Source organism: Streptomyces incarnatus (assembly GCF_001027185.1).
GTDB lineage: Bacteria > Actinomycetota > Actinomycetes > Streptomycetales > Streptomycetaceae > Streptomyces > Streptomyces puniciscabiei.
In genome coordinates, this window is sequence record NZ_CP011497.1 from 6,653,739 (window position 1) to 6,665,796 (window position 12,058).

The window sequence follows — 12,058 nt, forward strand, 5'->3', positions numbered from 1 at the left end:
GCGGACGCTACCTGCGGGAAGACCTCTCGGGACAGTTCCGCGCTACACGGGCTCGACGGTGTGGCCGAACCGGAAGACGTTGTCGGGGTCCCAGCGCCGCTTGACCTTCTCCAGCCGCAGCAGGTTCTCCGCGCCCAGACCCGCCCGCACCCGCTCGGGGCCCTCGTCGCCGATGAGGTTGAGACAGACGTCTCCCGTGCTCCAGGGCCGTACCTCCGCGCACGCGTCCCGCACCCAGGCCCGGTTCGCCTCGTCGTCGGCCGGGTCCGTCCAGCAGGCGAAGGGGTGCACCATCCAGGACGCGTCCCGGTACGGCACCGGGTACGCGCGGGGACCGGCGGCGATCGCGCCGCCCAGCGGGAGGACCGCGTGCCGGCTGCCGTGCGCCGCGGGCACGCCGGCCGCGCGGGCGCAGAAGCGGTCCACCAGCTCGTCGGGCAGGTCCGCGAGGCACTCGGCCGACCAGTCGCTCCGCAGGCCGGTCGGGGGCTCCAGCAGGCACTGCACATCCGCGTACGGCAGGGCGCCCACCAGCTCCGGTTCGTGCGGCAGCGCCAGCAGCGGCTCGGCCAGCTCGCGCAGAGCGCTCTCGCCGCCGGCGTACGTCAGCAGGGCACCGCACAGCACCCCGGACTCCGCGGGCGGAGCGGTCAGGTACAGCACGGTGCCGCCCAGCTCGTCCGGGCCGGTACGGACGAGCTCGCGGAAGGTGCGGACCACCTCCGGGCCGGACTCGGGCGGGCACGGCAGCAGCACGGCCGAGAACTCGGGCAGTTCGTGCAGCTCCAGGGTGAGCGCGGTGGCGACGCCGAAGTTGCCGCCCCCGCCGTGCAGCGCCCAGAACAGCTCCGGGTTCTCGTCCGGGTTGGCGTGCACCCGCTCGGCGTTGGCGGTCACCAGCTCCACACCGAGGAGGTTGTCCACGGCCAGGCCGAAGGCACGGTCCAGCCAGCCCGTGCCGCCGCCGAGCACGAAGCCGCTGACACCGGTGGCCGGGGAGCGGGCGCCGGTGGTCGCGAGGCCGTACGGCTGGGTCGCCCGGTCCAGGTCGCCCGTCGTGGCACCGCCCTCGACCCGGACCGCCTCGCCCGCCGGGTCGACGGTCACCTCGTGCATCCGGCGCAGATCCACCACGAGCGCGCCGTCGACCCCGGCCCCCGTCAGGCCGTGCCCGCCGCCGCGCACCGCGATGTGCAGGTCCAGCTCGCGCGCGAAACGCACGGCCCGGACGACGTCGGCCGCGTTCGCGCACTGCGCGATCACGGCCGGGCGCCGGTCGATCGCCGCGTTGAAGACGCCCCGGGCCTGGTCGTAGCCGGGGTCTAACGGGGCGAACGCGTCGCCGGACAGCTCCTCACGGAGCGCGGCGAGGGCGGCGTGCGCCTTGGAACGGATGGCCATGGCCGGGCCCCCTTCGCGGAGGGTGCACCTTCCAGCCTAGGCCGGGGCCCGCAAGGGGAGCGGGCCATGCCTGGCAGGCGGCTCCGCCGGGGCGTGACCAGGCGCAACGGACCCGTGGACGACCACGGCCCCGACGGCGCCCCTAACCCCCGTACGCCCCGGACGCCGTCAGCCGCAGTGCCGTGTCGATCAGCGGCACGTGGCTGAACGCCTGCGGGAAGTTGCCGACCTGGCGTTGCAGGCGCGGGTCCCACTCCTCGGCGAGCAGGCCGAGGTCGTTGCGCAGCGCGAGGAGCCTCTCGAACAGCTTGCGGGCCTCGTCGACCCGGCCGATCATCGCCAGGTCGTCCGCCATCCAGAACGAGCAGGCCAGGAAGGCGCCCTCGTCGCCCGGGAGGCCGTCGACGCCCGCGTGGGCGCCCTCCGTCGGGTAGCGCAGGATGAACCCGTCCGGGGTGGACAGCTCGCGCTGGATCGCCTCGATCGTGCCGATCACCCGCTTGTCGTCCGGCGGCAGGAAGCCCATCTGCGGGATCAGCAGCAGCGAGGCGTCCAGCTCCTGGGAGCCGTAGGACTGCGTGAAGGTGTTGCGCTCCTTGTCGTAGCCCTTCTCGCAGACGTCCCGGTGGATGTCGTCGCGCAGCTCCTTCCAGCGCTCCAGCGGGCCGTCCGCGTCCCCGGACTCGATCAGCTTGATGGTGCGGTCCACCGCGACCCAGGCCATCACCTTGGAGTGCACGAAGTGCCGGCGCGGGCCGCGCACCTCCCAGATGCCCTCGTCCGGCTCCTGCCAGTGGTCCTCCAGGTAGCGGATCAGCTTCAGCTGGAGCAGCGAGGCGTAGTCGTTGCGGGCCAGGCCCGTCATGTGCGCCAGGTGCAGGGCCTCGGTGACCTCGCCGTAGACGTCCAGCTGGAGCTGGTGCGCGGCGCCGTTGCCCACCCGGACCGGCGCGGAGCGCTCGTAGCCCGGCAGCCAGTCCAGCTCGGCCTCGCCCAGCTCGCGCTCGCCGGCGATGCCGTACATGATCTGCAGGTTGTCCGGGTCGCCGGCGACCGCGCGCAGCAGCCACTCGCGCCAGGCGCGGGCCTCCTCGCGGTAGCCGGTGCGCAGCAGGGAGGACAGGGTGATCGCGGCGTCGCGCAGCCAGGTGTAGCGGTAGTCCCAGTTGCGGACCCCGCCGATGTCCTCGGGCAGCGAGGTCGTCGGGGCCGCGACGATGCCGCCCGTCGGGGCGTACGTCAGCGCCTTCAGGGTGATCAGGGAGCGGACCACCGCCTCGCGGTACGGCCCGTGGTACGTGCAGTGCTCGACCCACTCGCGCCAGAACTCCTCCGTCGCCTCCAGCGAGGCCTCCGGCTCCGGCAGCGACGGCGGCTCCTTGTGCGAGGGCTGCCACGAGATGGTGAACGCGATCCGGTCACCCGGGGCGACGGTGAAGTCGGCGTACGTCGTCAGCGACTTTCCGTAGGTCTCGGCCTCCGTGTCGAACCACACCGAGTCCGGTCCGGCGACCGCCACCGTACGGCCCTCGTGCTTGTGCACCCAGGGGATGACCCGGCCGTAGGAGAACCGCATCCGGAGCGCCGAGCGCATCGGCACCCGGCCGGTGACGCCCTCCACGATCCGGATCAGCTGGGGCGCGCCCTCACGCGGGGGCATGAAATCGGTCACCCGGACCGTGCCGCGCGGGGTGTCCCACTCCGACTCCAGGATCAGCGAGTCGCCCCGGTAGCTGCGCCGGGCGGCCGTGGGCGGCTGGGCGTCGGCCGCGTGCGCCGGGCCGAGCCGCCAGAAGCCGTGCTCCTCGGTGCCCAGCAGGCCGGCGAAGATGGCATGCGAGTCGAAGCGGGGCAGGCACAGCCAGTCCACCGTGCCATCCCGGCAGACCAGGGCTGCGGTCTGCATGTCTCCGATGAGTGCGTAGTCTTCGATGCGCCCGGCCACGTGCAACTCCAGTCGAACGGCCACGTCACCCCCGCGCAGGGGGCTGTCGCTAGTGTGCGGTCAAGGGTCGTTGTTGTGCGTCGTTGAGCGGTGAAGCAAAGCAGCCTCCGAGCCCTGAGGCAACACGACAGTCTTTGCTCAACGAACTGCCGCGCTCACGTTGTTCCGGGTGATGGTGGCGGGGGTGTGCCGTCGTTCCGGCCGGGCTCGGCAGCGAGTGTCCGAGCAGGATACGACGCACGTAGATGATCTGCGTGCCGCTCCGGGCAACCCGTGTGGGCCGAACGGGTGAGCAGCGGGTGACGGCCCTGTGACCTGCGTGTGCCTGTGGTGACAGGTGGGGCGACCTGCCCTGTTCCCGGCCGGGTGACCCGCCCCGCGGCGGCGTGACGGAGCCGCCCCGTGGCCGGGTGAGCGCGGAGCGTGGCCGGAAGCCATCGGCCCCAGGCGCTGATACCCTGGTAGCCCGTGGACCGGTGGGCCCGAAACCCCCGAACCGCAGCGACGGCACCTCCGCCAGGAAGCACAGCAGCATCCGGGCCGGACGCCTTACCGCACGACAGACCGCGACCACGGGAGCCCCCTCTTGGCCATGCCGCCGAAATCTACGACGACCAAGCACATCTTCGTCACCGGGGGTGTCGCCTCCTCGCTCGGCAAGGGCCTCACCGCCTCCAGTCTGGGCATGCTGCTCAAGGCCCGCGGCCTGCGCGTCGTGATGCAGAAGCTCGACCCGTACCTGAACGTCGACCCGGGCACGATGAACCCCTTCCAGCACGGCGAGGTGTTCGTCACCAACGACGGCGCCGAGACCGACCTGGACATCGGACACTACGAGCGCTTCCTCGACCGCGACCTGGACGGCACCGCCAATGTCACTACAGGCCAGGTCTACTCGACGGTGATCGCCAAGGAGCGGCGCGGCGAGTACCTCGGCGACACGGTGCAGGTCATCCCGCACATCACCAACGAGATCAAGCACCGCATCCGGCGCATGGCGACGGACGAGGTGGACGTCGTCATCACCGAGGTCGGCGGCACTGTCGGTGACATCGAGTCGCTGCCGTTCCTGGAGACCGTCCGTCAGGTCCGGCACGAGGTCGGCCGGGACAACGTCTTCGTCGTACACATCTCGCTGCTCCCCTACATCGGCCCCTCCGGTGAGCTGAAGACCAAGCCGACCCAGCACTCGGTCGCGGCCCTCAGGAACATCGGTATCCAGCCCGATGCCATTGTCCTCCGGTGCGACCGTGAGGTGCCCACCGCGATCAAGCGCAAGATCTCGCTGATGTGCGACGTCGACGAGGCCGCCGTGGTCGCCTGCCCCGACGCCCGCTCGATCTACGACATCCCGAAGGTCGTGCACTCCGAGGGCCTGGACGCCTACGTCGTGCGCAAGCTGGACCTGCCGTTCCGGGACGTCGACTGGACGACCTGGGACGACCTGCTCGACCGTGTCCACAACCCCGACCACGAGATCACCCTCGCGCTGGTCGGCAAGTACATCGACCTGCCCGACGCCTATCTCTCGGTCACCGAGGCGCTGCGCGCCGGCGGCTTCGCCAACCGCGCCCGGGTGAAGATCAAGTGGGTCACCTCCGACGACTGCAAGACCCCGGCCGGCGCCAAGGCCCAGCTGTCCGACGTGGACGGCATCTGCATCCCCGGCGGCTTCGGCGACCGCGGTGTGCAGGGCAAGGTCGGCGCGATCAAGTACGCCCGGGAGAACCGGATCCCGCTGCTCGGCCTGTGCCTGGGCCTGCAGTGCATCGTGATCGAGGCCGCGCGCAACCTGGCCGACATCCCGGACGCCAACTCCACCGAGTTCGACCCGGCCACCGCCCACCCGGTGATCTCCACCATGGCCGAGCAGCTGGACATCGTCGCCGGTGAGGGCGACATGGGCGGCACCATGCGCCTCGGCATGTACCCGGCGAAGCTCGCCGAGGGCTCCATCGTGCGCGAGGTGTACGACGGCAAGGAGTACATCGAGGAGCGGCACCGGCACCGCTACGAGGTCAACAACGCCTACCGCGCGGAGCTGGAGAAGAAGGCCGGCATCCTCTTCTCGGGCACCTCGCCGGACGGCAAGCTCGTGGAGTACGTGGAGTACCCGCGTGACGTCCACCCCTATCTGGTCGCCACGCAGGCGCACCCGGAGCTGCGCTCGCGGCCGACGCGTCCGCACCCGCTGTTCGCCGGCCTGGTGAAGGCCGCCGTCGAGCGGAAGATCTCGAAGTAACACAAGGGTTGTACGGTGGCCGGGGCGCGCGCATTCAAAACGATCGCGTCCCGGCCGCTTGGCGTTTCGGGGAAGGACAGGGCATGACGATCAAGGACACCGCCGAGGAGTGGGAGATCCGGGCGACGGAGACCCCCTTCACGGGCAACAAGACCTCCGTCCGCACGGACGACGTGGTCATGCCCGACGGGTCGGTGGTCCGCCGCGACTACCAGGTCCACCCCGGCTCGGTCGCCGTCCTCGCCCTGGACGAGCAGGACCGGGTGCTGCTGATCAACCAGTACCGCCACCCGGTGCGGCACAAGCTGTGGGAGATCCCGGCCGGTCTGCTCGACGTGCCCGGCGAGAACCCGCTGCACGCCGCCCAGCGCGAGCTGTACGAGGAGGCGCACGTCAAGGCCGAGGACTGGCGGGTGCTGACCGACGTGTACACCACGCCCGGCGGCTGCGACGAGGCCGTGCGGATCTTCCTCGCCCGCGATCTGTCCGCGGCCGAGGGCGAGCGGTTCGCGGCGGAGCACGAGGAGACCGACATGGAGCACGCGCGCGTGCCGGTCGAGGAGCTGGTGCGCCGCGTCCTGGCCGGCGATGTGCACAACAACTGCCTGGTCGTCGGCGTCCTGTCGCTGGTGGCCGCGCGCGGCGGCGACGGCCTCGACGCGCTCCGCCCGGCCGACGCCCCGTGGCCGGCCCGGCCCTTCCACTCCTGAGCCCCACCCGGCCCGGCTCGTGAGCCCCACCTGCCTCGACTCCCGAGCTCACCTGCCTCGACTCCTGAGCCGCGCACCCGGCACGGTTCGTGAGCCCCACCTGCCTCGACTCCCGAGCTCACCTGCCTCGACTCCTGAGCCGCGCACCTGGCCCGGTTCGTGAGCCGCATCCGCCTCGGCTGCTGAGCCGCACCGGTCGCGCGGAGCCGCACCCGATCGGCGTACTGGTGTGACGATCGCCTGATCCGATCGGGGGACCTGTCCGCAGCGGTCGTCACGGCACGTCGCAGAGCGTGAACTAGGCTCGTGCACGCCCGTGGCGGAAGATCCGGCGGGCTTGCGTGTGCGGTGGGACGGGAGTGTGGCCCGTGACGGATCAGGTGGTGGGCACAGGCGGGGTGCGGCTCTCGGGGCACCACGGCGCGGAAGGCCATTTCCTGGGCCGTACAAGGGAGTTGAAGGACCTGCGCGCCGACATCGAGCGCGCGGGACTGGACACGCTCTCCGGCCGCAAGGCACCCCGCGCGCGCGTGCTGCTGATCGCGGGCCGCCCCGGCTCCGGCCGCACCGCCCTCGCCGAGGAACTCGTCCGCCAGGTGGCCGGCCGTTACCCCGACGGGGTGCTGAGAACCCGCCTCAGCGATCCCGACGGCACCCCCGTCCCGGTCGGCCGTGCCGCCCGCGACCTGCTCGCCGCGCTGGAGCTGCCGGCCCCGGCCGGTGCCGCCGAGGACGACCTCACCGAGGCCCTGCGCACCGCCCTCGCCGGCCGGCGTGCCCTGCTGCTCCTGGACGACGCGGCCGGCGCCGAGCAGGTCGACGCGCTGCTCCCTCAGGCGCCGGACTGCCTGGTGGTGGCCGTCTCCGCGGGCCCGCTGACCGGCATCGCGGACGTCCGCCCCTGCACCCTGGGCGGCCTGGACACCAAGTCGGCGGTGGAACTCCTCACCCGCTACACCGGCGCCGTCCGCATCACGGTCGACCCGCGCTCCGCCGAGAGCCTGGTCGAGGCCTGCCAGGGCCATCCCGCCGCGCTCGTGCTGGCCGGCGGCTGGCTCGCCGCCCGGCCCAAGGCCGCCGTATCCGACCTCGCCAAACGGCTGCACACCGCCGCCGAGGACGGCCCGGACGGCACCCCGCTGGCCCGGGTCTTCCGGCACGTGCTCGGTGACCTGCCCGGTCCGGCCGCCCGGATGCTGCCGCTGCTCTCCCTCGCCCCGACCGGCCTGATCGACCCGCACACGGCCTCGGCCCTGGCCGGCTGCTCGGTGAGCGCCGCCCGCGCCGCCCTGGACGACCTCGTCGCCCTCGGCCTGCTGCGCCCGGTGGACTCCCCGCTGCCGCAGTACGACGTCCCCGGCTGCCTGCACCCGCTGCTGCGCGCCCTGGCCGAGAGCCAGGAGCGGCCCGCGGAGCTGCAGCTGGCCCGGGCCCGGATGCTGGAGCGGACCGTGCGGCTGCTGCAGTCGTGCCGGGCGATCACCGAGACGGACAGCCCGCAGGCCCGGGAGAAGCTGAACGCGATGCCCCGCGAGGTGCGCTTCCCCAGCCCCAGGGCGGCCGCCGACTGGCTGCGCATCCGGCGCCCCGCGCTGCTGGCGTGCGCGCGTCTGGCGGTGGCCGACGGCGAGCTGGACACCCTCGCCCGGCGGCTGATGTCCCAGCTGGTCAGGGCCATGGTGGCGCACGTCGGCACGCAGGCCGCCGCGGCCGACCTGTACGAGATGCACAGCCTGGTCCTCGATGTGGCCGAGCGGCGCGGGCTGGACCGGGAGCAGGCCGCGGCCCTGCTGAACCTGGGCGACGTGGACGCGCAGTCCGGCCGCACCCGGGAGGCGCTGGCACGATACCGGTCGGCTCTGGACGCCGGACGCAGAGCAAATGACCCGTACGCCACCGGTCGCGCAATGGAATCCGTAGGCGGCGCCTACCAGGAGCTCGGGGATCACGACCGGGCCGCGGACTGGTTCGGCCGGGCCCTCGCCGAGCGGCTGGCCCGGGGCGAGCGCGAGCAGGCCGCCCGGCTGTACGGCCGGATCGCCACCGCCCACACCTACGCGGGCCGCTACGGCGAGGCCCTGCGGAACTGGCGGGCCGCCGTCGCCGGCTACCGCCGCAGCGGCGATGTCGCCGCCCACGCACGGGCGTTGAGCGAGGTGGCCCGGGTGCAGGAGTACGCGGGACGGTTCGAGGAGTCCCTGCGCACCTGCCACGAGGCGGTGGAGTGGGCGCGGCGCGCCGACGACGTCCGGCTCCAGGCCGCGCTGCAGCTCCGGCTCGCCGACACGCTGGAGCACCTGGGCGACTCCGCCGCCGCCCGTCTGCACCGGGCGGCGGCCGGACGCATGCTGGACGAGGAGGCCCCGGACCGAGAGACAAGCCCCATACAGGACACCGAAGCCTGCGAAATCCGTAGTGCATCCAGCGAAGATTGATGCAATGAAAGGCTAGACACGCGGAACGCCTTCATTAGACTGGCTCTGCCGCACGTTCTCCTGCGGTGTCTCCCGGTATGCCCCGCATGCCTGGGTATGTCATGTAATGCACCCCCCATACCCTCTGAGCCAAGGACCGTGATCGACGTGAAGGTCGGCATCCCCCGCGAGGTCAAGAACAACGAGTTCCGGGTGGCCATCACCCCCGCCGGTGTGCACGAGCTGGTGCGCAACGGCCACCAGGTCGTCATCGAGCGGGGCGCCGGCCTCGGCTCCTCGATCACGGACGAGGAGTACGTCTCCGCCGGTGCCGCGATCCTCGGCACCGCCGACGAGGTGTGGGCCACCGCCGACCTGCTGCTGAAGGTCAAGGAGCCCATCGCGGAGGAGTACCACCGCCTGCGCAAGGACCAGATCCTCTTCACCTACCTGCACCTGGCCGCCTCCAAGGAGTGCACGGACGCGCTCATCGAGTCCGGCACCACGGCCATCGCCTACGAGACCGTCGAGCTGCCGAACCGCGCGCTGCCGCTGCTCGCCCCGATGTCCGAGGTCGCGGGCCGGCTCGCCCCGCAGGTCGGCGCCTACCACCTGATGCGCGCGGCCGGCGGCCGTGGCGTGCTGCCGGGCGGTGTCCCGGGCGTGACCCCGGCCAAGTGCGTCGTCATCGGCGGCGGTGTCTCCGGCTGGAACGCCACCCAGGTCGCCGTCGGCATGGGCTTCGACGTGACCCTGCTCGACCGCGACATCAACAAGCTGCGCGAGGCCGACAAGATCTTCGGTACGAAGGTCAAGGCGATCATGTCCAACTCCTTCGAGCTGGAGAAGGCCGTCCTCGACGCCGACCTCGTCATCGGCGCGGTCCTCATCCCGGGCGCCAAGGCCCCGAAGCTGGTCACCAACGAGCTGGTGGCCCGCATGAAGCCCGGAAGTGTCCTTGTCGACATCGCGATCGACCAGGGCGGCTGCTTCGAGGACTCGCACCCGACCACGCACGCCGAGCCGACCTTCCAGGTGCACAACTCGGTCTTCTACTGCGTCGCCAACATGCCCGGCGCGGTGCCCAACACCTCCACCAACGCCCTCACCAACGCGACGCTGCCGTACATCGTCTCCCTCGCCAACAACGGCTGGGTCGAGGCGCTGCGCCGCGACGCCGCGCTCGCCAAGGGTCTCAACACCCATGACGGCAAGGTCGTTTACAAGGAGGTCGCCGAGGCTCACGGCCTGGAGCACGTGGAGCTCGAGACGCTCCTGGGCTGACCCAAAAGGCGATTCGTCAACACGACTCGTCAACAGCGCGCACCCGGCCGGACCTTGCCCGACAAGGTCCGGCCGGATGTGTGTATGGTCACTTGGCGACTCTTGGCCAACTCGCCTCGAACGCAACCCTTCGACCGATTCGTACACCGGTGAAACCTGCTGTGCGACGGCCGTACGCCCTTGACAGCGAGATGTTTCATTGCCGACACATCCTGCCGGGTCCGGCGGATTGTGTTGCTGCGGACCGCCGACACGCCATAGAGTCGCCAACCGTCGGCATGGTGCCACGCTGACCTTGTCTAGAAGTTTCCTGGTCACCAAGGAGGTAAGACGACTTGTGAATGAGTCGACATTTTCTCCCGGGGGTGGTCAACCAGGAATGCCTGCACGGGGCCAGGGCCCCGCGGGATTCGAGGCTGTCGGCTCCGTAGCTGTGCGCACCTTCGCAGCCCACCAGAGTTCCGGTTCGCAGGCGGCCGGGACAGCACACCAGAGCATGGATGGCCATCACGTGAACGCCATGGCCGGCGACGGAAGTGGCGCGCCCCACAACCACCTCGCCGTCTACGACGAACTGCCCGAAGGGCACTTCTACGACCCCGACGCCGAGTACGAGCCCGATCCGGAGTACGCGGCCACGCTCGCGCCCGACGCGGCCCGCCAGCGCCGCGAGCGCGTCGGCCCGACCGGACGCCCGCTGCCGTACTTCCCGATCCCGGGCCCGCTGACCGACCACGGCCCCGCGAAGATCATCGCGATGTGCAACCAGAAGGGCGGCGTCGGCAAGACGACGTCGACCATCAACCTGGGTGCCGCGCTCGCGGAGTACGGCCGGCGCGTGCTGCTCGTTGACTTCGACCCGCAGGGCGCGCTGTCGGTCGGTCTCGGCGTCAACCCGATGGAACTCGACCTGACGGTCTACAACCTGCTCATGGAGCGGGGCATGTCCGCGGACGAGGTCCTGCTGAAGACGGCGGTCCCCAACATGGACCTGCTGCCCTCCAACATCGACCTGTCGGCCGCCGAGGTCCAGCTGGTCTCGGAGGTCGCCCGCGAGTCGACGCTGCAGCGCGCCCTGAAGCCGCTGATGCCCGACTACGACTACATCGTGATCGACTGCCAGCCCTCGCTCGGCCTGCTCACCGTCAACGCCCTGACGGCCGCTCACAAGGTGATCGTGCCGCTGGAGTGCGAGTTCTTCGCCCTGCGCGGTGTGGCCCTGCTGACCGAGACCATCGAGAAGGTCCAGGAGCGGCTCAACCCCGAGCTGGAACTGGACGGCATCCTCGCCACGATGTACGACTCGCGCACGGTCCACAGCCGTGAGGTCCTGGCCCGGGTGGTCGAGGCGTTCGACGACCACGTCTACCACACGGTCATCGGCCGCACGGTCCGCTTCCCGGAGACCACGGTCGCCGGTGAGCCGATCACCACCTACGCCTCCAACTCCGTCGGTGCCGCCGCCTACCGCCAGCTCGCCAGGGAGGTGCTCGCCCGGTGTCACGCCGAGTGAGTCTGCCCGGGGCCGACGAACTCTTCCGTACGACAGGGGGGATGGCACTTCAGCCGTCGACTCCCCGGCGCACGGCCAACGGTGAGGCCCGGGTGCCGGCTCCCGCAGGGGAGAGCGACGACGTGGCCGCCGCCGAGGACGCACCGCAGTCGGTGCCGGTCCAGGGCGGTGACGGCGAGGGCGCGGAGCACGTCGCCGCCGAGGCCGAGCAGGACGGGGCGGGCGAGTCCCGCACCCGCCCGGCGCGCCGGCAGGCGGCGCAGGAAGGTTCTGGCGCACCCGCCGCACCGCCGCGCAAGCGGGGGCGGGCGGCGGCGCGGCGGCCCAGCGGGCGCGAGCGGCACGACGAGAAGATCACGGTGTACGTGTCGGCCGAGGAGCTGATGGACCTCGAGCACGCCCGGCTGGTGCTCCGCGGTGAGCACGGGCTCGCGGTCGACCGCGGGCGTATCGTCCGCGAGGCGGTGGCCGTGGTCCTGGCCGACCTGGAGTCCCGGGGTGACGCGAGCATCCTGGTACGGCGGCTGCGCGGGCGGTAGGGGTAGCCTG

General features: G+C 71.6%; 8 protein-coding genes. 6 read left to right on the plus strand and 2 right to left on the minus strand.

Annotated features, from left to right (window positions below; genetic code table 11):
• Positions 1–42: 42 nt before the first annotated feature.
• Both ABB07_RS30120 and ABB07_RS30125 read right to left on the minus strand, forming a co-directional pair.
• Positions 43–1,401 (minus strand): FAD-binding oxidoreductase, encoded by a 1,359-nt coding sequence (locus tag ABB07_RS30120; RefSeq protein WP_208901667.1) that lies wholly within the window; start codon positions 1,399–1,401, stop codon positions 43–45.
• 142 nt (positions 1,402–1,543) lie between these two features.
• Entirely contained in the window at positions 1,544–3,346 is a 1,803-nt protein-coding gene (locus ABB07_RS30125; protein ID WP_208903680.1) for a glycoside hydrolase family 15 protein, read from the minus strand.
• 592 nt (positions 3,347–3,938) lie between these two features.
• Between ABB07_RS30125 and ABB07_RS30130 the strand changes: the two genes are divergently transcribed.
• The 6 genes from ABB07_RS30130 (at position 3,939) to ABB07_RS30155 (ending at position 12,048) form a co-directional block, all read left to right on the plus strand.
• Positions 3,939–5,588: a CTP synthase gene (locus tag ABB07_RS30130; RefSeq protein WP_208901668.1), complete on the plus strand. Its 1,650-nt coding sequence runs from the start codon at positions 3,939–3,941 to the stop codon at positions 5,586–5,588.
• A gap of 83 nt (positions 5,589–5,671) precedes the next feature.
• On the plus strand, positions 5,672–6,298 hold the full coding sequence (locus ABB07_RS30135; protein ID WP_208901669.1) for an NUDIX domain-containing protein: 627 nt from the start codon (positions 5,672–5,674) through the stop codon (positions 6,296–6,298).
• Between the two features lie 368 nt (positions 6,299–6,666).
• Positions 6,667–8,733 carry a tetratricopeptide repeat protein gene (locus ABB07_RS30140; protein ID WP_208901670.1) on the plus strand — a complete coding sequence of 689 codons (2,067 nt, stop codon included), beginning with the start codon at positions 6,667–6,669 and terminating at the stop codon, positions 8,731–8,733.
• A gap of 147 nt (positions 8,734–8,880) precedes the next feature.
• Positions 8,881–9,996, plus strand: a complete 1,116-nt coding sequence (gene ald / locus ABB07_RS30145) for an alanine dehydrogenase (RefSeq protein WP_208903681.1) — start codon at positions 8,881–8,883, stop codon at positions 9,994–9,996.
• Positions 9,997–10,375: 379 nt separating this feature from the next.
• Complete coding sequence (locus ABB07_RS30150) at positions 10,376–11,509, plus strand: ParA family protein (RefSeq protein WP_208901671.1); 1,134 nt, start codon at positions 10,376–10,378, stop codon at positions 11,507–11,509.
• Entirely contained in the window at positions 11,494–12,048 is a 555-nt protein-coding gene (locus tag ABB07_RS30155; protein ID WP_079048900.1) for a hypothetical protein, read from the plus strand. Before ABB07_RS30150 ends, ABB07_RS30155 begins: the two co-directional genes overlap by 16 nt.
• Positions 12,049–12,058 lie beyond the last annotated feature (10 nt).

What these genes read in the sequence shown, in the direction of transcription:
- ABB07_RS30120 (WP_208901667.1), bottom strand. Translation starts at nt 1,401, where the DNA reads ATGGCCATCCGTTCCAAGGCGCACGCCGCCCTCGCCGCGCTCCGTGAG.
- ABB07_RS30130 (WP_208901668.1), top strand. Translation starts at nt 3,939, where the DNA reads ATGCCGCCGAAATCTACGACGACCAAGCACATCTTCGTCACCGGGGGT.
- ABB07_RS30135 (WP_208901669.1), top strand. Translation starts at nt 5,672, where the DNA reads ATGACGATCAAGGACACCGCCGAGGAGTGGGAGATCCGGGCGACGGAG.
- ABB07_RS30150 (WP_208901671.1), top strand. Translation starts at nt 10,376, where the DNA reads ATGCCTGCACGGGGCCAGGGCCCCGCGGGATTCGAGGCTGTCGGCTCC.